Genomic DNA, 21,562 nt, shown 5'->3' with positions numbered 1-21,562 from the left:
AGACGGAGTTACTAGATGCGAAAGCTCGTGTACTACATCGCAGTCACCCTCGACGGCCGCATCGCCGGCCCCGGGGACGAGTTCGACTTCTTCCCGGGAGGAGATGCGCAGCAGACCGCCGCCTACATGGGATTCATGAACTCGCTGTACCCCGAGACGGTCCCGACCGCCTTCCGCGCCATGGCCGGTGTCGAAGGCGCCCCGAACCGCAGATTCGACACCGTGCTGATGGGCCGCGCGACGCACCAGCTCGATCCGAGCGTCCCGAGTCCCTATGCGCACCTGCGGCAGTACGTCGTGTCGAGCACCCTGAAGCCGGACATCGACCCAGCCGTAACCGTCGTCCCCGGCGACCCGGTCGGCCTGGTGAAAGACCTGAAGAAGGAAGAAACCGGCCAAGACATCTGGCTCTGCGGCGGCGGCAAACTGGCCGGAGCGCTGATGCCGGAGATCGACGAGATCGTGCTGAAGAGCTACCCGGTGGTGGCCGGTGCGGGCATCCCCATGGTGGACGGCGTGTTCGATCCGACGGTGTTCTCCGTGGCGGAGCGAACGGCCTTTCCGAACGGGGTCACGGCTACCCGGCTTGTGCGGAACTAGACAAGCTGCTCGCAGCAACACTGCCGATGCTCGAACCGGCTCGCCGCCCTCGTCGCAGCTGAGCGAGCCGGTCGGTGCCAGCAGACCGGATGGGCCGTGCGACGGTAAAGGGAGGGAAAGTCCGGTGTTCTGAGAGAACCGCGGCAGCCGGAGGAATCACGCGCCCGCTGACTCCTCCGGCAAAGCTTGCTACCGATCGGCGGATCGTTGGCCGCTCCCGGCACCCCGGGCACCTGGCACCAAGCCGCACTAACTTCCCCCGGGCTCCCGGCACCCGGGCACCTGGTCACCGAGCCGCGCTAGCTCCCCCAGGCTCTCGCCACTTCCGGCAACCCCGCCGACCGCCGCGCAAGCCCTCGCCGCCCATCGAGCGGGTTCTCAACTCACTCCCGGCCTCCGGATACACCAAGTCGCCGGGAGCCGTGTTGGCTCCCGGCGACCGGGCTTCCCTTGTCTCGCAACGATCAGTCAGTTGAGCTGATCCGGGTCCGGACCAGTCCGCAGACCGCGGTCGGCGGCGGCGATCGCGGTGAGGTCGGCGTCGGTCAGGTCGAAGTCGAAGACGTCGAGGTTTTGCCGGATCCGGGCGGGCGTCACGGACTTCGGGATCACGATGTTGCCCAGCCGCAGGTGCCAGCGCAGCACCACCTGCGCCGCCGACTTCCCCGTGCGCGCGGCGATTTCGGTGATCGCCGGGTCGATCAAGACCGCGCCCTGAGCGAGCGGGCTCCACGCTTCGGTCGCGATGCCGTGCTCGGCGTGGAAAGCGCGCAGCTCCGCCTGCTGGAGGCCGGGGTGCAGCTCGATCTGGTTGACCGCGGGCACGAGGCCGCTGTTGTCGAGCAGGCGGCGCAGGTGCGCGGGCTGGAAGTTGGACACGCCGGCGGCGCGGATCCGGCCGTCCTTGGCGAGGTGTTCCAGTGCGCGCCACGTGTCGAGGTAGCGGTCGCGGGCGGGCGTCGGCCAGTGGATCAGGTACAGGTCGACGTAGTCGAGACCGAGCTTGGCGAGGCTGACGTCGAAGGCGCGGAGGGTGGAGTCGTAGCACTGGTCGTCGTTCCACAGCTTGGTGGTGACGAAGAGGTCCTCGCGCGAGATCCCGGACTCGGCGATGGCGCGGCCGACGCCGGCCTCATTGCCGTAGATCGCGGCGGTGTCGATGCTGCGGTAACCGGCTTCGAGAGCGCTGGTCACCGCGGCGGCGGTCTGGTCGTCCGGGACCTGGAAGACGCCGAAGCCGAGTTGCGGGATCTCGACGCCGTTGTTGAGGCGGACGTTGGGGACAGTCATGCGAATTGCCTTTCTCACTGCTGGACAAGGGGTTCGGCCACCGCGACGCGCGGACGGCGCTCGAGGGCGGCCGACCAGATCGCGAGGCCGAGCGCGGAAGCGGCGAGCGCGACCCCGACCCAGTTCGGTGCGGTGTAACCGAATCCGGCGGAAATCACGACGCCGCCGAGCCACGCGGACAGAGCGTTGCCGAGGTTGAAGGCGCCGATGTTGACGACGGAGGCGAGCGTCGGCGCGCCGTGCGCCTGGTCGAGAACGCGCTTCTGCAGCGGCGGCACCGTGGCGAACCCGAGCGCGCCGATCAGCAGAATCGTTGCCGCGGCGAGGATTTTGCTGTGCGCGGTGACCGTGAACAGCGCCAGGACGATCGCGAGGCCGCCGAGGCTGACGTACAACATCGGCATGAGCTTGCGGTCAGCGAACCGGCCGCCGGTCAGGTTGCCGAGGAACATGCCGACGCCGAACAGCACCAGCAACCAGGTCACCGCGCCCGCCGAGTATCCGGCGATCTCGGTCATCATCGGGGCGATGTAGGTGATTGCCGCGAAGACACCGCCGAAGCCGAGAACCGTCATGGCCATCGCGAGAACAACCTGAACGTTCCGGAACGCGGCCAGCTCCTTGCGCAGATGCGCACCTTCCGGCCGAGGCAGATCCGGCACCAGCTTCGCGACTCCCGCCAGCCCGACAACGCCAAGCGCCGCAACGATCCCGAAGGTGACCCGCCAGCCGACCGCCTGCCCGACAAACGTCCCGAGCGGCACGCCGACGATGTTGGCGACGGTGAGCCCGGTGAACATGATCGCGATCGCGCCCGCGCGTTTGTCCGGCGCGACCAGTTCCGCCGCGACGACCGAGCCGATCCCGAAGAACGCCCCGTGCGCCAGCGACGCGACAATGCGCCCCGCGAGCATGACCCCGAACGCCGGCGCGACCGCCGACAGCAGGTTCCCCGCGATGAACAGGCCCATGAGCAGCATAAGCATGGTCTTGCGATTGATCTTCGTGCCGAGAATGGTCATCACCGGCGCCCCCGCGACGACCCCGAGCGCGTACCCGGTCACCAGAAAGCCCGCGGACGGGATGGAAACCCCGAAGTCCGCGGCGATCTCGGGGAGCAAACCCATGATCACGAACTCGGTGGTACCGATCCCGAAGGCCCCGATGGCCAGCGCTACCAGTGCTAATGGCATGAGCCCGCGTCTCCTTGGTCTGCGTCTCGTTCTGCGTGTCGATGCCGCTTGTCGGCTTTCGCAATAGTTGCATACGCGTCTTGTTGTTGGCGCGTGTTGTTGATGAGGGTCACAGTCTCAGCTGACACGGACGGGGCAAGAGCTGCACGGATCTCGAGGCGGCAGCGGTGACGAGCCAGGACGAGGGCCTCGAAGCGGCGGCAGTGATGAGCCAGGGCGAGGGTCTCAACACGGTGAAGATGGCGGCCGGATTGACATGAAGCCCGAATGGGGCCCGGATTGGCATGGAGTCCAAACGGGGCCCGGGTTGACAATGGGGCCTGGGTCGATCGCGCCCGGGACGGCGATCCCCGCTCGGCAAATGACCACAGGGTTTGTCGACTGCCGCCCGAAGATGATTGGACGGTATACAATCGACCGGCATACTTGCGCCGGGTCGACAAGTGAACAAGGTTCAGTCGACTGGATCTAGCGGACCGGATCTAGCGGACTGGATCCGCGTAGCCAGTCGATGGTATGCAATCGACCGGCATACCTGCGGCCAGTCGACAAGCGGACGGAATCCCGACGACGGTCGCCAGTACGCGACACCGCAGGATCCAATCGGCGGGATCCATGCGACTTCCCGACATCCCGACTCGAAGGGCGGCGTCCAGGAAGGACTCCGGCGGGCCACGGTCAGGGAGATCTCCGGCGGGTGGCAGTCAGGAACACGTTCGGTCGGCCATGGCCAAGGAAAGCCTCGCGGGTGGCAGTCAGGAAAAGCCTCGCCGAGCCACGCCGACAGAGCACTTCGGCCAGTGCAAGTCAAGAACCGGTTCGGCCATCCATGGCCAGGGAAAGCTTCGCGGATGGCAGCCAGGAAAGCCTCCGGCGGGCCACGTCGATAGAGCGCTTCGGCCGATGCCAGTCAAGAACCCGTTCGGCAGGCCGCGCTCAGGGAGATCTTCCGCGGGCGGCAGGCAGAAGGTCTTCTGCGCGTGGCAGTCATGGAGGTCCTCCGTGCGCGACAGTCAAAGAGTCTCGTGACAGTCAAAGAGTCTTCAGCGAGAGGCAGTCGGCCGGATCCAGTTGGCTGCCGTCGCGTCGGCGGGATGTTGTCCATTGCATACAGTCCGCCGGATGTTGTTGGCCGGATGTTGTTGGCCGGATCCGGGCGGCGGGGATGTCGTCGGCTGGAGCCAGTCGGTCGGATTCAGCTGACTGGCTCCATGTAGCCGGTCTGCGGTATGCAATCGACCGGTCCTCTTGGCTAGGATAGAAAGCGCTTACTATCCCGGAGGTACCCATGACACAGCGGCCTCGCGCGTTGTTTGCGATGGCGTCTCGCTATGTGCCCGGTCTTTTTCCCGCTCCGGTGCTCGAACGGTTGCATGCGGTGGCGGACCTCGATCCCGACGTGGTGGCCGAGAACTTCGGGGAGGTCGAACTCGCGGACGTCGAAGTGCTGATCACCGGCTGGAGGTGTCCGCCGATCACCGCTGACGTGCTTGAGCGGGCTCCTCGGTTGCGGGCGGCGTTTCATGCGGCGGGCGGGGTGAAGGCGCACGTCACCGAAGCATGTTGGGAGCGCGGTCTGCGCATCACCTCAGCGGCCGACGCGAACGCGCTCCCGGTGGCCGAGTTTTCGTTGGCGGCGATTTTGTTCGCGGGCAAGGACGCGTTCCGGGAGCGCGAGAGCTACCGAAGCCATCGGACGCCCGGGGATCCGGCGTCGGGTGGGGAACCCGGCAACTACGGTGCACGGGTCGGGGTCATCGGAGCGTCGCGGACTGGGCGGCGGCTCATCGAACTGTTGCGGCCGTTCGATTTTCGGGTTTCGGTGACTGATCCATTCCTCGATCAGGAAGGGGCGGCGCGGCTCGGGGTGGAGTTGCTTGAGCTGCCAGAGTTGTTGGCGGCCAGCGACATCGTGACCGTGCAGGCACCGGATCTTCCGGAGACCCGGAATCTGCTGGACACCGCGGAGCTGGCTCTCCTGCGCGACGGCGCGACGCTCGTCAACACGGCCCGGGGTGCGCTCGTCAATACCGCGGCGCTCACCAGGGAACTCGCGACCGGGCGGATCAAAGCGGTGTTGGACGTGACGGAGCCGGAAGTTCTGCCGCCCGGCCATCCGCTGTGGACATTGCCCAACGTCTTCCTTACCCCACATCTGGCCGGATCGCGAGGAAATGAGCTGGCGCGGCTCGGGGCTAGTGCGGTCCGGGAGTTGGAGTTGTTCGCGGCGGGGAAACCGGCTGCGTATCCGGTGCATCGAGCGGCGCTGGCGCGGCTCGCCTAGAAGTGGGCGACGGAAGTTCGGACTACGACGGAAGTTTCCAGCACAGGATGTTCCGTACGGCTGGAGAGGGCAAGGTGGACGGCGGCGCGGCCTAGGTCCTCGTAGGGCACTCGGACGGTGGTCAGGCCCAAGTCCTCCGCTAGATCGAGATCGTCGTAGCCGACTAGGGAGACGTCTTCTGGCACGCGTAGGCCGTGTGAACGCAAAGCGGTGCGCGCACCTGCAGCGACGAGGTCTGTTGCGGCGAAGACGGCGGTGAAATCTTCGGGCAGTCGGGCGCAAAGTTGCTGGTAGCCGGATTCTCGGGTGAAGTCGGACGGTTGTACCCAGCCGGGGTGGCCTAGGGCGCGGCGGTAGCCCGCCAGGCGATCGGTGACCGTTGTGGTTGCGGGGCCGGAGGTCGGGCCGCCGAGGAAGAGGATTCTTTGGTGGCCTGACGATAGTAGGTGCTGAGTTACCGCGTAGGCACCGGCTTCGTTGGCGTATTCGATGGAGGGGACGCCATCCACCGGAGGGCGTCCACACAGGACTAGGCGGGAATCTGCTGCGGTTAGTCCGTTGGATAGGTCGGTGATTCTCTTGCAGTATTCCTCATCGTCGATTACGCCGCCAATCAGGATTACTGCGCTGGCTCGTTGTTCTCGCAGCAGGTGGAATACGGCGCGTTCTCGTTCTGGGTCGCCTTGTGTTGTGCAGATTAGGCAGAGTGCTCCATGCTCCGCACTTGCCTCTTCTACGCCTTGGGCGGCGTGGGCGAAGGCTTGTGCGCGGATGTCTGGCAGCACAAACGCGACCGTCCGCGGGGCGACGCCGGCTAGGGCGCGGGCATGCACGTTGGCGACGTAGTCGAGAGCCTGGATCGACTGTTCGACGCGGCGGCGGGTTTCAGTAGCAACGGGGTAGTTTCCGGCCAGTACGCGGGAAACTGTCGCTACGGACACTTGTGCGTGCTCGGCGACCTCACGCAGCGTCACCCGGTTTCTGCCCGGCATGCCGGAACAGTACTCGGGCTCAGGCTGGCAGCAGTTCCGGCGGTACGAAACCTTCGGTAGCGAGCCGGTTCCACAGCTCATCCGGGATCGGCAGCCGGGAGTCGGTCGCGTTGCGGGTGACCTCGGCGGCGGAGCGGCAGCCGACTACGACTGACCGGACCGCAGGATGCAAGAAAGGGAACTGGATGGCGGCCGCGGTGAGAGGGATGTCGAAATCTGCGCATATTTCTGCACAGCGGCGCGCGCGGGCCAGTGGTTCGGCGGGCACTGGGCGGTAGTTGAACATCGCCGCGGAGTTCGGGTCGGCTAGCAGGCCGGTGTTGAATACGCCGCCTACGACTACCTCGGTACCGCGTTCGGTGCACAGTGGCAGCAGGGTTCGTAGCGCGTCGTGGTCTAGTAGGGAGAATCGGCCTGCGATGAGGACGACGTCCACTTCGTACTCGGCGACGTATGCGGCCAGTTTTTCGGCGTGGTTCATGCCGAAGCCGATGGCGCGGGTCAAACCTTCGTCACGCAGTTTTCGTGCGGCCGGGTAAGCCGATGTGCGGACTTCGTCGGGGAATTCGTCTGGGTCGTGCAGGTAGAGAATGTCCACAGAGGACCGTTGCAAGCGGGTAAGGCTGGATTCCAGCGACTCTCGGATGCCGTGTTCGGTCCACACGGGTTCTACTTTGGACTCGGGGCGCAGCAGCCAGCCGGTCTTGGTGGACATAACCGGGCGAGGGACTTCTGACAGCAGACGGCCGAGTCGTTCCTCGGCTTGGCCGTGGCCGTAGCGTGGGGCGGTGTCGAAGTAGGTGATCCCGCTATCGACGGCGGCGCGGATGGTCGCTGCGGCGTCCATTTCGGACACCTCCTCGAACAAGCCGCCCAACGGTGCGGTGCCGATGCCTAGGCGCGGCAGGTTGACGTTCATTGTTCGGTCTCCCAGGGTGCGCGCATGGTCGGCGTCGAAGCTCGCAGCGTCACCGACAGAGTGAGTCGGACTGCGCTCGACGGCGGCAATTCCACTCGCAGGTACCGGCCGTTGACAGGAAAGGCCGGAGCGTCGTCGACCCGCACCGATTCCAGGCGGTGTTCGGCGAAAGTTCCGGACTGCAGCAGGAGATTCCGTGTGGTGGCACCGAGATTCACCAGGTCGACGACGGTGTGCTCGGTCGCGATGTCGGACACCAGCGCGGCGACGTCTTCCGGCAGGCCAGCGCGGTGGAGGTCTGCGTCGAAGTATCGCAGGTGCAGTTGGGCGAGGCCGCCGTTATACAGGATCTGCGGTGACCCGGTGGTCAACTGCAGCAACGCCTCGGTGACGACGGGATTGTGGTCCTGCCAGTGGTGGATGTCCAGAGCGCTGGGAACCGCCACCGGATCCTGCTCGATCGCGGCCAGCTTGGCCGCGCTGCTGTCCAAAGCGCTGCGCAGCATTCGTTCTGGGAACTCGGGATTGCGGCCGTGCAGGTACTCGAACCACGGTTCTTCGTGACCGGCTTCGTCCTTGAGTCGTTGCGTGTGGACGGTCGACCAGTCCCAAGTGGACTCCGCGCGCAAGCGTTCGATCCGTTCGAGGTCCGCGGTGTCGCGGCTGAACTGCCACAGCGAGACGGGCAGTTGGGTCGGCATGATGTTGTAGTCGAACCAGCCGGAGTCGTCGTGTCGTTGCGGGACCATCAGGGTCGGGGCACCGTCCAGCTCGCGCAGGTGTGGTTGCCAGCGTTTCTTCAGGGTGCCCATTTCTGCGCCGCTGCGAGGTTCTGCTTGCTTCAGCACCACGTCTTGCGGGTTGCGTGCGAGGTCTAAAAAGGACTCGTCGCCGGTCAGGAGTACGGCGTTCATTGCCGCGACTAGCGTGGCGGTGCCGACTGGGTTCAGTCCGTGCGGCCAGGCCCAGCCGTAGTGTCCGCCGTACCAGCGGCCGTCCAGGTGTTCGCCGACTTCGCCATGCAGGCCTGCGTTGTCCGGCAGCACTTCGCGGTCTTCTAGCCGAGAGAGCCAGGTGCCGACGTATTCCGCGACCCAATCCGCGTAACGTTGTTTGCCGGTCAGCAGGAAAGCAGTGGTAACCAGGCTGGTGACGGCCAGGTTCACGACGACGTCGCCGCGGCCCATTCGTTCCCACATTTCGCGACCGTAAGCGCGGGCCTTCGCTGGGTCTTTGAGGTCGTCGAACTCCGTGATGCCCAACCAGTCCAGGGGAAGTCCGTACGGGCGCAGCGCTTCGCTCCACGGGAAGTACTCCTCGTGGTCGCTGAATCCCCAGCGCGGACCTGCCGCACCGGTGTGCGGTGCGCGGATCACGCGGTGTTCGGCGGAGTAGTTCGGCCCGCCGGGCAGGTAAAGGTCGGCGAACCGGATGGCCAGGTCGCGTAGTTCGGCGTCGTCGGGGCGCGCCAGGCAGAGGGCGTAGTAGAGCAGCAGGCCTTCGCCTTGGTGGAACCAGTCGTAGCCGCGCTCGATGCCGTCGACGACCATGCCCATTTCGGCCAGCTGCTCAGTGACGCCGCGCCAATGCCGGTGTGCGGCGTCGAGAATCTCGGTGCTGCCGCCGAGCAGGTACAGGGTCGGCCAGTTGAAGAACGGTTCGTAGAAGTCGTCGACGCCGTCGCGGTCGTCGTGGCCCTCGCCGAGCTTGTCGCGGAAGACCAGCCGGCCGTCGCCTTCGGTGTAGCGGGCGGAGAACACCGGCCACGCCCGGTCCAGTGCGGCGAACAGGTCCCGTTCCAGCCGCGCCCACTCGGGCACCGCCGCCAGCTTGCGACCGGCCCGTACCTCAGGCACGTCCTGCACCGTCGCCACCCGCTCTCTATTGCTGATCGATAACCGATGGCTATCATCGAGACCGGGATTCCCCGTGTCAATACTCCCGGAGGCCGCGAGATGTTCGACTGCCACGCGCATCTGTGGGACCCGGCCGCCGGGTTTCCCTGGATCAAGCCCGGTTCGCCGCATTACCGCGCATTCGGCCCAAGGGATCTGGAGGACGCGGGCGCGGGGCTGGGTATCACCGGAACCGTGCTGGTCGAAGCGTCGCGCGGGGATTCCGGAGAGACGCCCACCCTGCGGGAGCTACGGCGGCGAAACCCAGAACTGATCGCGGGGTACGTCGGGAATCTGCACGTCTACGAGGCCGCCGAGTTCCGCACGCTGCTGGCCGAACCGGACCCGCCGAACGGGATGCGGATCGGCGGCGCGGACTGGGCCGCTACCCCGCCAGCGGCCCGTGCGCTCGTGCCGCTGCTGGCCGACGCGGGGCTGGCTCTCGAACTCAACCTCCACCGGCACGCATTGCGGACGGCGGCCGAGGCGGCAGTCGAATACCCGACGCTGACTGTCGTGGTCGACCATCTCGGAAGCCCCTCTGACCTCGACGAATGGCAGCAAGAACTACGAGAAGCGGCGTCGGTGCCGAACGTGGTCGTGAAGCTGTCCGGACTGCTGACCCAGCAGCACGGCACCCCGGCGATCGCGAGGCAGGTGCTCGACGCGGTCGGCGCGGACCGGTGCGTCGTCGGCTCCGACTGGCCGATCTGCCTGCCCCGCGGTTCCCGCGCGGACTCGCTGGCCCGCTCGACGGAGGCCGTTTCCCCGGCGGAACGGGACCGAATCCTGGTCAGCACGCCTCGCCAGGTCTACCGGCTGGCCGGTTGACAACGTTCCCGCGCGCCTGGTTCGATTCAACGACCGATAGGCGATGATTGACTGTCGCCCCGGGAGTCCTGGAGATCCAACGCAATGGCCTTCTTCGACCTGCCCCTCGACGAGCTGGAACGCTACCTTCCGACGCTCCCCGAACCGGCCGACTTCGACGAGTTCTGGGCGAAGACGCTCGCCGAGCAGCGGGCCGTCGACGTAGAGGCGACCTTCGAGCCGACGCCGAACGGCCTCGCCACGATCGACACCTTCGACGTCACCTTCCGCGGCTACGGCGGCGCCCCGATCCGCGGCTGGCTGCAGCTGCCGGTCACGCGCACGGGCCCGCTGCCCGCAGTCGTGGAATACCTGGGATACGGCAGCGGCCGCGGCGTGCCGCACGAGAAGACGTTGTGGGCCAGCGCCGGGTACGCGCACTTCATCATGGACACCCGCGGCCAGGGTGCGGAAACGCCCGACCCCGACCCGTCGACCGGCGACATCGCCGCCCCGGGGTTCCTCACCCGCGGCATCCTCGACCCGCATCGCCACTTCTACCGCCGCGTCTACACCGACGCCGTGCGCGCGGTCGACGCGGTGCGCACGCATCCGGAGGTCGATCCGGCGCGCGTCGTGGTCACCGGCACCAGCCAGGGCGGCGGGATCGCGCTGGCCGCCGCCGGACTCGTGCCGGACCTCGTCGCGGCGATGCCCGACGTGCCGTTCCTGTGCCATTTTCCGCGCGCCACCACGATCACCGACAAACCGCCGTACGTCGAGGTGCAGCAGTTCGTGAAGCTGCGCCGGCAGCACGCGGAAACGGTGAACCGCACGCTCGCTTATCTCGACGGCGCGAGCCACGCCCGGCGGGCGAACGCGCCTGCGCTGTTTTCCACCGCGCTGATGGACCACATTTGCCCGCCCTCGACGGTGTTCGCCGCGTTCAATCACTACGGTGCGCTCAATGGGCTCGCGCCGGAACACAAGAGCATCCGCAGCTATCCGTTCAACGACCACGAGGGCGGCGCGGCCCCGCACGAAACGGTGAAACTGGCCTGGCTGGCCGGACTGCTCGGGAATTGACCCGGTCCATCGATACCTGTTAGGCGATCCCGCCTATCATGGCAGGACGGTTCCGGCAGCGCACGATGGGAATCTCATGGCAACGACACGCCAGACACGGCAAACCGACGACGCACCAGCGGGTTTCGCCTCCACACTGGCCACGAACAAGGACCAGTTCCGCAACCCGCTGATCTCCGACCGGGTGTACGCACTGCTGCGCCAGGCGATCGTGGACGGCGAACTCGAACCGAACGAACGCGTCGTCGAATCGGAAATCGCGCGCAGGCTCGGCGTGAGCCAGGCCCCGGTCCGCGAGGCGGTCAAACAGCTCGCCCGCGAAGGCCTGCTGACGCACATCCCGCGGCGCGGCAATTTCGTCGTCGAGATCTCCGAACAGGACGCCGAACACGCGCGGCAGGTGCGGGAACCGCTGGAACGGCTCGCCGCGCAGCTGGCCGCCGAGCACATCACCGAAGAGCACCTCGCCGCGCTCGACGAACTGGTCGAGGACATGCACCGCGCGGTGGCGCTCAACGACGTCGGCAAGTTCCGCGACGCCGACATCGCGTTCCACACGCTGGTCAGCCAGGTTCCGGGGAACCCGTTCCTCACCCGGATGTGGGAGGTGCTGGAGCCGAGCCTGCGCGCGCTGCGGGCGATAGCGGACCCGCTGTTCGACGGCGATTGGCACGCGATGGCGGACGAGCACAGCCGCTTGGTGTCGCTGCTGCGCGAACGCGACGGGGAGGCCGCGGCGGAGGCGTTCGCGGCGCATGCGGCGGGGCAGTCGCCGGTGCCGGATCCTCGGGCGCAGAAGAAGAGGGCTGTGCGTGGGAGTGCCAGCCGGAAGAAGTGAGGGGCCGCGGACGCAGGATTCCGCGGTGCACCCAATGCCGCGGGGGTTCTCGCTCCCGCCGCGCGATGCCGAGGTACGTGAGGGGAACCCTGAGGGAATCTGATTCCCTCAGGGTTCCCCTCACGTACCTTCGCGGGAAACGCAGCCGTCTCACCAGGCGGTACGCCTCATCCCCTGACCAGCACCGCCGCAACGAACCCGCCGCCCACCTACTCAGCCAGCCTCGTGCTCAGCCAGCACCCGACCCAGCAGCCGCACCAACGTCGTCCGTTCCTCCGCTGACAAAGCCCCCAGCAGCTCGTCCTGGACCCCGTCCAGGACCTTGTCCATCCGGCGCAGCTGGCGGCCTCCGGACTTGGTGAGGTGCACGATGTTGCGCCGCCCGTGGTCCGGGTCCGGGGTGCGCTCCGCGTAGCCCAGTTCGGCCAACTGGTTGACCGCCGCCACGACGTCGCTGCGGTCCACCCGGCAGCGGCGGCCCAGGTCCGCCTGGCTGGCCGGGCCGAACTCGTCCAGCGCCGCCAGGATCCGGTAGTGGTATCCGCGCGCCCCGGCCTCGGCGAAGCCCAGAGACACCAACCGGCGGGCGTGCACGGTCAGCTGGGTGAGCAGCCAGCTCGGCTTCTCCGTCAGGCGGCGCGGGATCTCGTCCATGGCGCTCATGCTAGCAGTGTTGGCGCAACCAACAACCTTGCTCTAGTGTTGGTCGCACCAACATTGAAGGAGTTCCCATGCCGACCACTGATCGTCTCGACGTCGCCGAGTTGTTCGCCCGTCTCGCACGGATGCTGGACGAGCGTCGTCACGACGAGATCGACCGCGTTTACCACCCCGACATCGCCGTTCATTCCCCGCGCGGCGAGCTGAGAGGACTGGCCGAGGTGACCGAGTTCCTCGCTCAGCAGCGCGACGAACTCGCCCAGCACGTGCACAGCGACATCCTGGTCGACCTCGACGGCGAGCGCGCCACGGCGACTGCCAATCAGCTCGCCTACTTCTACCGCGAGGGCGAGCCGCCCCATCGCCGTAGCGGTTTGCGGCTGACCACTGCTGCGACCAAAACGGCAGAAGGCTGGCGGTTTACCGAGATGGGCATCAGTCCGGCGTGGATCCAGGAAAACTGAAAACAAACGGCGCCCGGACCGTTCCGGGCGCCGCCAGTTTTACCGCGTCGCTCCAGCTGTCCACTTAGGAGCGCCGTACTGATACGCGCCGAGGCTTGGCGTGGGGTCGGTGGAGCCGTCGTTGATGCCGGGCAACGGGATCGCCGCGTTGCGCGCGGGGGAATCCGCGCTCAGCCGGTAGTCGCGGGCAGCCGCGTCGACGAACTTCGGGTCGGTGCCTGCCGGGAGGTTGTTCGAGATCAGCATTCCGCCGTCGGTCGCCCCGGCCAGGCCGACGATCTCGCCGATGTTGTTGTACAGCTTGGTTCCGGTCGACTGCCCCGGTCCCTTGACGTAGAACAACGTCGCGCCGCCGGTGTTGTTGTAGACGAGGTTGTCGCGCGAACCGGAACCGAGACCGTTCAGCATCACGGTTTTCTCGAGGTTGTTCCAACCCGCGTTGTTCGCGATGGTCAGGTTGCTCTGACCGTTGTCGGCATAGATCCCGGCTACGGCGAACGGGTTCACGCCGGGAGTGGGCGTGCCGTCGTGCAGGATGTTGTGGTCGATCGACGTTCGCAGCATGTCGGAGGCGCAGCAGGTGTAGATCGCCGCCGTATCCAGGCTCAGCCGTGCGTACTGGGAAATATCGTTGTATGCGATCCGGTCCGGGCCGGGTGTCGTACCCGTCGCGACGTCCCATTGCAGGTTGATGCCACTCCGGCCAACGCGGTAGATCGTGTTGTGCTGCACGGTTTGGCTGTTGCCTGCCACGGCGATGCCAGCCGCGTAGGTGCCGAGATAGTCGGCGTCGTGGATCACGTTGTTGGAAGCGGTATTGTGCTGTCCGCGCAACGCGATCGCATTGCCTGCGCTGTAGGCGAGATTGCTGTTGACGACCTGGTTGTTCGTGCCGTTGATGACTAGGCCGGTGTCGGCGACGCCGCGGGTGACGGTGGAACCGCAGTCCGTCGCGCCCTGCGTGATGTCGGTGTAGTGCGACAGGTAATGGGCATTGATCTTGTCCAGCAACACGTTCGTGCTCGAAGAACCGGTCTGGACCGAAGCGCCGAACAAAGTCAGTCCGGTCAGGTTCGTGTAGCTGCTGTTCGTGAGATCGAAGGCGAGTTTGCGTCGTTTCGCCTCGACGTTGTGTGCGGTCGGGTTGTCCGTGCTGTACACGTAAAGCCGCTTGGCAGTGGTGTCGTAGAACCACTCCCCCGGATTCGCGAGCTCGCCGATCTTGCCGGACAGCGAATACCGCGTGTCCGTCGGCACGACCTTGTGCGTGCACGGCGGAGCCGCGGCCAACGTCACCGAGCCCACTGCCGAACTGGCCACTGTGGACGTTGCCGACACATACCAGTATCCGGTCAGCGCGCGAGCGCCGTTCCAGTATCCGGCCGGACGGGTCATGCCTGGGTCGACGATGGTCGCGTCCGCGCTGCCTGCGCCCGCGTACGCCAGTTTCGGCGTCACCAGGTCCAGGCCTGGGTAAGGCCACTGCGCTTCGACGCCCATGGTCCCGTCGGTGAAGACCTGCACGGTGGTCACATCGCTGCCGAGATCCACCGCGGTGCTGTAGACATTCCCCGCCGAAACCGCCTGGCTGAACGACGAGTTCGCGGCGAACGGGTCCGTCTTGGCAATGGCAGCGACGTCGGCCGCGGACACCTTCGCCCAGCCGCGCACTGGCTCCGCCCCGCTCAGCGTCACCTTCTCGCCGGGCGCGGTGCGATAGGTGATCGGCTTTCCGGCAGTACCGGAATTGGCTGGCTTAACCGTTTCCCGGTAGGTGCCGCCGGCGATGACGCAGGTATCACCGGCCACCATCACGTCGGCGCATCGTTGGACGTGCTGGAACGCCGCGGTCGGGGCCTGCCCGTTCGCGGTGTCGTGACCGTTCGTGGCCACGTAGAACGTGCGCCCGGCGGCCGAAGCGGCAGGGGCGACGGCGAGCGTCGTGACGAATGCGGCCGCCAGGACCGCGACCTTCCTCAGCACTGCATTGTCCTTACTCCTTATGAGAGAGACTCAGCCCTTCACGGCCCCGACGGTGAGGCCGCTGATGATGTGCCGTTGCATGTAGACGAAGAAAATGATCACCGGCGCGATCGCCAGCAGAAGATTCGGGAACACCTTCGTCAGGTCGGTCGAATACTGGCTGATCCCGGCGTAGATCGCGGTGGTCACGGTGTAGTGGCCGGACCCGGGGCTCAGCAGGATCTGCGGGCTCACGAAGTCGTTCCAGATGCCGATCGAATTGAGGATCAGCACGGTGACCACGGCCGGGCGCATGAGCGGGAAAATGATCATCCAGAACGTCCGGTACCGGCCCGCGCCGTCGATGGTCGCCGCGTTGTCGATGTCGACCGGAATGGTGCGGATGAAGCCGACGAACAGGAAAATGCTCACCGGCAGCGTGGAGGCCACGTCGTGCGCGATCAGGCCGGTCACGGTGTTCGCGAGGCCGACCGAACGCAGTACGTAGATCACCGGGATCACCAGCGCCGCGCCTGGAATGAACGTGCCCGCCAGGAAGTACAGCAGCAGCAACTGGGTGCGTTTCTTCAGGCTGCGCGCGATCATGTACGCCGCGGGTCCGGCGAGCGCGATGCAGAAGATGTCCACCATCACGACGAGGAACAGCGTGAATCCGTAGCCCTGCAGCACATTGAAGTCCGGGCTCGTCGCCGCGGCCTTGATGAAATCGAAGGTGAAGTTCCCGATCGGCAGCGCGAACGGGTTGTTGACGATGTCTTCCTGCGGTTTGAAACTGTTGACCAGCAACAGGTAAACCGGCACCACCATGACCACGAGGAGCCCGGCGAGCAGCACGAACCGGACGACGCCGCCCTCGCGATCCGTGACTCGCTTCGCCGGAACAGCCCGCGGCCGCACCTGTACCACCACTGCTTGCCCCCTTATCCGGCCGCGGCTTGGTCTTGCCGGTTGCGCAATGCCGTGACCAGCAGGGCGAGCGCGGCCGAGACCACCATCAGGAACACGGCCTGCGCGGTCGCGTAACCGATTTTGGTGCCCTCGAACGATTTGGCGAGGATGAGATATCCGTACGTCTGGGTCGAACCGGCCGGACCGCCGCCGGTGAGGCTCACGACGAGGTCGTAGGCGCGGATCAGGCCAACCAGGTTCAGCACGGTCGCGACGGTGACCACCGGGGCGATCATCGGGACGACGATCCGCCGGTTGATCTGCGCTTTGGACGCGCCGTCGATCGCCGCCGCTTCCAGCAGTTCCGCCGGAACCGTCTGCAGCGCGGCGACGAACAGCACCACGTTGAAGCCGAACCCGGCCCACACGATGACCCAGATCAACGCGATCAGCGCGAGCTTCTCGTCGAACAGGAATCCGATCGGACCGAGCCCGAATTTCTGCAGCGTGCTGTTGATCGCGCCGTTGGTGCCGAGGATCGCCGCCCACAGATAGCCCAGGATCAGCGCGCTGATCACGTGCGGATAGTAGGCCAGCGCCCGGAAAAACGAGTTCCATTTGGACCGTCCGCGCAAGGCCAGCGCGTACACCAGCCCGCCGCCGACCATCAGCACCGTACCCGCCACCGAGATGATGCCGGTGACGTACCACGCGCGGCCCGACGCCGGGTCGGAGAACAGCTTCGCGTAGTTCTTCAGCCCGACGAACACCGCCTTGGAGAAGCCGTTCCAGTCGGTGAAACTGAGATAGATCGCGACCCCGACCGGCACGACAGTGAGCACGGTGTAGAGCAGCACCGCCGGACCGCTCATGCCCAGCGAGACAGCCGCCGCGCGGAGCCGGACGCCTCGCGGCCGCGTGTTCCGCCGCGGCGGCGCGGGCGGTGCCGCTACCGGCTTGGTCAGCTCTGCGAGTTCCACCATTTGTCCAAACCCTCCGCGACTTGCTGCGCCGACGAGCCGGTGTACAGGGACTGCACCTGGGTGTTGAGCTCGGTGGTGTACCCGTCGATCGGCTGGCGCTCGCCCGCCTTCACGAGCACCGACGGCGCGGCTTCGAGGATCTGCTGCACCTGCTTGCCCAGGCTCGACATCTCGTAGGTGAAGCCCTTGCGCAGGTTGCCGTCCGCGGCGAGCTGGCTGCGCACAGCCTCCTTGTCGGTGACGAGCCAGCGCACCAGCTCGGTCGCTTCCTGCGGGTGCGGCGAGGCGGCGGCGACCACGTACGGATCCGCGACGTTGCCGAACTGGCCGGACGGGTACGCGCCGTCGGTCGGCATGCTGAACACGCCGATCTCGTCGCTCTTCTTCGCCTTGTCCGCGGAGGGCACGAAGTACGAGCCCATCACGTACATCGCCGATTTGCCGGCGAGGAACGCGGCCTGCCCGTCGGTGTAGGTGAGGCCGAGCGCGCTCTTCTGGAGGTAGCCCTGCTGGATCCAGCTCTGGTAGCGCTGCAGGTATTTCACGTAGCCGCTGTCGGCGAAGCTGACCTTCTTGCCCGTGCGCTTCACTGTCCACTCCGGATCGGCGGTGAGCACGCCCGCGTCGGCCGTCATGGAGAACTGCGCGCCCGGAACCCATTGCCCCGCAGTCTGCAGCGGCTGAAAGCCCGCCGCCTTAAGCTTGCCCATCGCCTCGGTGAACTGGTCGAGAGTCTTGATCGCCGCCGGGTCGACCCCGGCCTTCGCGAACGCGGCCTTGTTGTAGAACACCAGCGACTGGATCTGCTCGCCGACGCCGACCAGGTAGCGCTTGCCCTCGATCTCGTGCTGCTGCGCGAGCGGCGTGTCCTTCGTCCACTCCTGGTCGCTGAGATCCGTGAAGAGCTGCGCGTTCTCCTTGGTCGGGATGATCTGCTGGGCGATGTCCGGCGGATCGCCCGCGGCGAGGTCCTGGTTGAGCTTCGCACCCGCCGAGATCGTGCCGGTCAGCTCCAGCTTGACGTGCACGCCCGGATGCTTCTGCTCGTACTGGGCGAACAGGCCCTTCCAGTACTCCTGGGTGAGGTTCGGGGTGATGTTGACGATCACCCGCAACGTCGTCTCGCCGGACGCGTCGGACGCCCCGCCGCCGCACGCCGCGGTCGAGCCGAGCACGATCGTCGCCGCAACGGCAGCGGTGCCTCGGCGCCAGTGTTTTCTCATGTCAGCCACACGCTCCATTGCGTAATCGCGAGTAATCGATAGTCGAGATGAAACCACGCGCCCTGGGTACGGTCAATAACGAATCGGAAGCGAAACGCCTGTGCCGCAACGGAATTCACAACCACATGGGCGCACGGGGACGCCGGGGACAGCGCCGCGCGACGCCAACCCCAGGACGCCGGTTTGACGCGGGAAACGATCAATCCTTATCCATCGTCTATCGATAGATGATCGTAGACCCGGTCCCTCGCCTGTTCAAGACCGGATTTTCACCGTCGCCAGCGCACCTCGACCCGGCGCGCGGCCAGATCGGTGACCCGCAGGCTGAGCCGGGTGAGAGCGTTCCCCCAGTTCAGCCGCAGGAGCGGATCGTCGAGCGGCTGCTCGTGCAGCTCCGCGACCGCCACCGCGGGATCCCACGCCAGCCGCAACGTCCGGCCGTCCGCGGCAACCACAGCCCAGCCGTCGCCGCACTCGACCGAACCGGCCAGGAGATGGTGCAGCAAAACGGGTTCCGGATCTCCGTCCCACTCGTCCGCGACCACCACCTCGCCTTCCGCCCGGCACAGCCGTACCGTCCGCTGCCACCGCGGCACAGCACCGTCCGGGTACGCGCCGCTGAGCTCAGCGCGCAGGCTCGGCTCGCTGAGATCGGCCGTCACCGCGCGGGCCCCGAACCCAGCGCCGGGCACCTGCTCCGCGCCGGGTTCGGGGACGTTGTGCCAAGCGCTGCGGAACGGCCACGCGGCGTACCGGTCCGGGCCGAACGTCGCGGCGGTGTAGGTCGGCCGTCCGGCGTCGACGACCATCGGACGGCCGTCGAGCGCGACCCAGTACGTGCCGACGTCGAGGTGGTTGTGGTGCTCCCCGTTGTGCCCGGCCTTCGCCGCCACCGCGAGCCCGTCGACGCGGCCGGTTTCCTCGCGTGCCACCAGAATCTGGACTCGCGGAAACCACGATTCGCGCGCCAGCCACGGCGTCTCCGGGTTGTCGTCGAGAGCGGCCCGGCACCAGTGCGGATCCCGCAACGCGGCGAGCGCGCGGCCGAGCCCAGTCACCGGATGCACGGCGCGACCGGACAATCGCGCACCGGCCGCCGCGTGTGTCGCCGTCTCGGGTTGACCGAGCAACCGCCCCCACTGATACGGCACATGCCAGGGTTGAGACAGCAGCAGCCGCGCGGAGGCATCCCCGACGTTGACATACCAATCCTCGCCGAGATGCATCCGCTGCGGATATCGCAGCAGCTCGGCGAACGGCTCGCGGACGTCCGGACCGCCGACCTCCGCGAGCAGATCCAGCGCTTCCAGCAACCGGCACGGACCCTGCCACCAGTACGCGATGCCCTCGTCGATCGCACCGTCGTCGGGCAGTGCGGCGAGGTAGTGGTTGAGTCCTTCGCGGACGAGCCGCACCAGCCGAGTCCGGCGCGGCCGGTCGTCGCACAGGAAGACCGCGGCGGCGAGAACCGCGCCGTGGATCCAGGGATTCCAGTTGTTCGCGGTGCCGTCCGCGCCGATCCACGCCCAGTCCCGGATCCGCTCGAACGGACCGAGCACGCGCCGGTCCGCCTCGCGGCGAAGACGTTGGCGCAGGCCCGGCGCGCGCAGGTCCAGATGCGGGCCGAGCACCTGGTCGGCCCAGGCGAAGAGGGAGACCACGTCGGCCGCGCCGAGGTCGAGGAACGGTTCGTCCGGGTCCGGGAGGACGTCGCCGCGGGCCGCGGTGAACCGGTCGTGCGGGGCCCAGCACCAGCTGGTCGCCTCGGCGAGCGCGACCAGGCCGTCGATCGCCGCGTCGAGGTGCGGGCACTCCCCCGGCGGCGCGGCGGCCGGCGCGACTTCGCCGGTCAGCACGGCGGCCAGCACCAGCACGGTGACGCGTTCCTTCAGCTGCCGGGCCTTCGTCTCGTACGCGCTGCGGTTGCCGTCGCGCAGCGGGCGCGCCCAGTCTCCGGCCAGCAGTTGCGGCATGGGGCGGTCGAGCTCGATGGCGGCGGCGACCAGAATGTCTTGCCGCGTCGAGGATTCCGTCGCATCCCAGACCGCACGATCGGTGACGTCCGGCAGGTTCGGCTCGGTCAGGTCCACTTCGGACAGTCGCTCACGCATCGGCGTCGAGGAACAGCTCGAGGACGGGGAGCAGCACGTCCGGCGCGATGATCGGCAGGGTCAGGGTGAGCGTGCCCGCGTCCTGGCTCGGCGGTGCGAGGTTGTTGTGCTCGTGGTTTTCCCCGTCGAGCTGATGGAACCGCACCTCCGAACCGTCGTGCAGCAGCTGCGCGTACCGGACGCGACCGGCCAGCCCCGGCAGATGGAGGTGTTTGAGCGGCCACGACAGCAGGTGTACGTACAGCCGGTCGCCGACCTGCGTGTACAGCACGTTCGACGGCGGCGTGAACTCCGCCGGACCGGCGTCGTGCACCGAGCGCTCGTGAAGCCGCATCCACCCGGCGATGGCGGCGAGCGTCTCCCGGGCACGCGGGTCGAGCGCGCCGCGACCGGTCGGACCGACGTTGAGCAGCAGGTTTCCGCCGCACGCCACGGACTGGACCAGCATCCGCACCAGCAGCGCGGGGTCTTTGTACTCGTGATTGTCGCGGTCGTAGCCCCAGGATCCGTTGAGCGTGTGGCACGCTTCCCAGCGCACCGGCACGCCGTCGCGTTCCAGCGGACGGTCCGGTTGGTACTGCTCGGGCGTCACGTAATCGCCGGGGATGCCGAGGCGGTCGTTGACCAGGATTCCCGGACGCAGTTCCCGGACGAGGGCCAGCAGTTCCTCCGCACCCCAGTCTTCGGGGCCCTTCGCGGGGTAGGTGAAGTCGAAGAACAGCAGGTCGATGTCGCCGTACTCGGTGAGCAGCTCAGTGACCTGGCCGCGCAGGAATTCTCGGTAGCGCGCCATGTCGCGGGGCTGTTCCAGCGCGGCGGCGTCGGCGTGCAGCGGATGGTAGCGGTCGATCTCGAAGTCCGGGTGGTGCCAGTCGAGCAGCGAGTAGTACAGCCCGACGCGGATTCCTTCGGCGCGCATCGCGTCGGCGAACTCGGCGACCAGGTCACGGCCGGTGACCCGGACCGAGTGGTAGCCGGTCAGTTTCGAGCCGAAGAGGCAGAAGCCGTCGTGGTGCTTGGCGGTCAGCACGGCGTAGCGCATCCCGGCCTCGCGGGCGGCTTTGGCCAGCGCCGGGGCGTCGAACTGGTCCGGGTCGAAGCGTTCGAGGTAGCGGTCGTACTCGGCGTCCGGGATCGCCTCGCGGCTGCGGACCCATTCGTGCCGCGCGGCCAGGCTGTAGAGGCCGAAGTGGACGAACAATCCGAACCGGGCGGGCTCGAACCAATCCGGGGATGCGGGCACAGCGGTCTCCCTTCCGCGGGACCTCGGGGGATCTCGGGGGACCTCGGGGGTCTCCGAGGTTGACAGCCCTCGGCCGTCGGCGGTTACATCTACCATCGAT

Annotated in this window: 18 protein-coding genes; 6 read left to right on the top strand and 12 right to left on the bottom strand. The window is 67.0% G+C overall.

The annotated features are described in order from the left end of the window. Positions 1-15 precede the first annotated feature (15 nt). Entirely contained in the window at positions 16-600 is a 585-nt protein-coding gene (locus ACFORO_RS03905; RefSeq protein WP_354741357.1) for a dihydrofolate reductase family protein, read from the top strand. A gap of 468 nt (positions 601-1,068) precedes the next feature. On the opposite strand, the gene ACFORO_RS03900 is transcribed toward ACFORO_RS03905, so the two are convergent. Next, positions 1,069-1,890: an aldo/keto reductase gene (locus tag ACFORO_RS03900; RefSeq protein WP_377869511.1), complete on the bottom strand. Its 822-nt coding sequence runs from the start codon at positions 1,888-1,890 to the stop codon at positions 1,069-1,071. A gap of 14 nt (positions 1,891-1,904) precedes the next feature. Next, on the bottom strand, positions 1,905-3,083 hold the full coding sequence (locus ACFORO_RS03895; RefSeq protein ID WP_354741361.1) for an MFS transporter: 1,179 nt from the start codon (positions 3,081-3,083) through the stop codon (positions 1,905-1,907). Positions 3,084-4,371: 1,288 nt separating this feature from the next. On the opposite strand from ACFORO_RS03895, the gene ACFORO_RS03890 reads away from it, so the two are divergent. Next, positions 4,372-5,367: a hydroxyacid dehydrogenase gene (locus ACFORO_RS03890; RefSeq protein WP_377869510.1), complete on the top strand. Its 996-nt coding sequence runs from the start codon at positions 4,372-4,374 to the stop codon at positions 5,365-5,367. Here the strand turns inward: ACFORO_RS03890 and ACFORO_RS03885 are convergent. Genes ACFORO_RS03885 through ACFORO_RS03875 form a run of 3 tightly spaced genes read right to left on the bottom strand, consistent with a single transcriptional unit; the run spans position 5,364 to position 9,134 of the window. Next, positions 5,364-6,359 carry a LacI family DNA-binding transcriptional regulator gene (locus tag ACFORO_RS03885; RefSeq protein ID WP_377869509.1) on the bottom strand — a complete coding sequence of 332 codons (996 nt, stop codon included), beginning with the start codon at positions 6,357-6,359 and terminating at the stop codon, positions 5,364-5,366. The two genes, ACFORO_RS03890 and ACFORO_RS03885, sit on opposite strands and share 4 nt — an antisense overlap. 19 nt (positions 6,360-6,378) lie before the next feature. Beyond that, the gene (locus tag ACFORO_RS03880) at positions 6,379-7,278 is read right to left on the bottom strand and encodes an aldo/keto reductase (RefSeq protein ID WP_377869508.1); all 900 of its coding nucleotides are present in this window, start codon (positions 7,276-7,278) and stop codon (positions 6,379-6,381) included. Next, positions 7,275-9,134, bottom strand: coding sequence for a hypothetical protein (locus ACFORO_RS03875; RefSeq protein ID WP_377869507.1), 1,860 nt, complete (start codon positions 9,132-9,134; stop codon positions 7,275-7,277). The genes ACFORO_RS03880 and ACFORO_RS03875 overlap by 4 nt, the downstream gene beginning before the upstream one ends. A 45-nt stretch (positions 9,135-9,179) precedes the next feature. On the opposite strand from ACFORO_RS03875, the gene ACFORO_RS03870 reads away from it, so the two are divergent. The 3 genes from ACFORO_RS03870 (at position 9,180) to ACFORO_RS03860 (ending at position 11,907) form a co-directional block, all read left to right on the top strand. Then, on the top strand, positions 9,180-10,004 hold the full coding sequence (locus ACFORO_RS03870) for an amidohydrolase family protein (RefSeq protein ID WP_377869506.1): 825 nt from the start codon (positions 9,180-9,182) through the stop codon (positions 10,002-10,004). A gap of 84 nt (positions 10,005-10,088) precedes the next feature. Next, a complete protein-coding gene (locus ACFORO_RS03865) occupies positions 10,089-11,069 on the top strand; it encodes an acetylxylan esterase (RefSeq protein ID WP_377869505.1) in 981 nt (326 codons plus the stop codon). Between the two features lie 76 nt (positions 11,070-11,145). After that, positions 11,146-11,907, top strand: a complete 762-nt coding sequence (locus tag ACFORO_RS03860; RefSeq protein WP_377869504.1) for a GntR family transcriptional regulator — start codon at positions 11,146-11,148, stop codon at positions 11,905-11,907. A 213-nt stretch (positions 11,908-12,120) separates the two neighbouring features. On the opposite strand, the gene ACFORO_RS03855 is transcribed toward ACFORO_RS03860, so the two are convergent. After that, positions 12,121-12,570, bottom strand: coding sequence for a MarR family winged helix-turn-helix transcriptional regulator (locus tag ACFORO_RS03855; protein WP_377869503.1), 450 nt, complete (start codon positions 12,568-12,570; stop codon positions 12,121-12,123). A 68-nt stretch (positions 12,571-12,638) separates the two neighbouring features. On the opposite strand from ACFORO_RS03855, the gene ACFORO_RS03850 reads away from it, so the two are divergent. Beyond that, entirely contained in the window at positions 12,639-13,031 is a 393-nt protein-coding gene (locus ACFORO_RS03850) for a nuclear transport factor 2 family protein (protein WP_377869502.1), read from the top strand. Positions 13,032-13,070: 39 nt separating this feature from the next. Here the strand turns inward: ACFORO_RS03850 and ACFORO_RS03845 are convergent, their stop codons facing one another. The 6 genes from ACFORO_RS03845 to ACFORO_RS03820 all read right to left on the bottom strand — a co-directional run bounded on the left by ACFORO_RS03845 (position 13,071) and on the right by ACFORO_RS03820 (position 21,462). Continuing rightward, entirely contained in the window at positions 13,071-15,014 is a 1,944-nt protein-coding gene (locus ACFORO_RS03845) for a right-handed parallel beta-helix repeat-containing protein (protein WP_377869500.1), read from the bottom strand. Positions 15,015-15,044: 30 nt separating this feature from the next. Next, entirely contained in the window at positions 15,045-15,923 is an 879-nt protein-coding gene (locus ACFORO_RS03840; protein ID WP_377869499.1) for a carbohydrate ABC transporter permease, read from the bottom strand. Between the two features lie 11 nt (positions 15,924-15,934). After that, on the bottom strand, positions 15,935-16,885 hold the full coding sequence (locus ACFORO_RS03835) for a carbohydrate ABC transporter permease (RefSeq protein ID WP_377869498.1): 951 nt from the start codon (positions 16,883-16,885) through the stop codon (positions 15,935-15,937). Beyond that, positions 16,864-18,108: an ABC transporter substrate-binding protein gene (locus ACFORO_RS03830; protein WP_377869497.1), complete on the bottom strand. Its 1,245-nt coding sequence runs from the start codon at positions 18,106-18,108 to the stop codon at positions 16,864-16,866. Before ACFORO_RS03830 ends, ACFORO_RS03835 begins: the two co-directional genes overlap by 22 nt. A 269-nt stretch (positions 18,109-18,377) precedes the next feature. Further along, positions 18,378-20,219, bottom strand: coding sequence for a heparinase (locus ACFORO_RS03825; RefSeq protein WP_377869496.1), 1,842 nt, complete (start codon positions 20,217-20,219; stop codon positions 18,378-18,380). Next, positions 20,212-21,462: an alpha-L-fucosidase gene (locus ACFORO_RS03820; protein ID WP_377869495.1), complete on the bottom strand. Its 1,251-nt coding sequence runs from the start codon at positions 21,460-21,462 to the stop codon at positions 20,212-20,214. The genes ACFORO_RS03825 and ACFORO_RS03820 overlap by 8 nt, the downstream gene beginning before the upstream one ends. Between the last annotated feature and the right edge of the window lie 100 nt (positions 21,463-21,562).

It is taken from the genome of Amycolatopsis halotolerans (genome assembly GCF_042647905.1).
Classification (GTDB): Bacteria; Actinomycetota; Actinomycetes; order Mycobacteriales; family Pseudonocardiaceae; genus Amycolatopsis; species Amycolatopsis halotolerans.
This window is presented reverse-complemented; position numbering and strand designations above follow the sequence as displayed.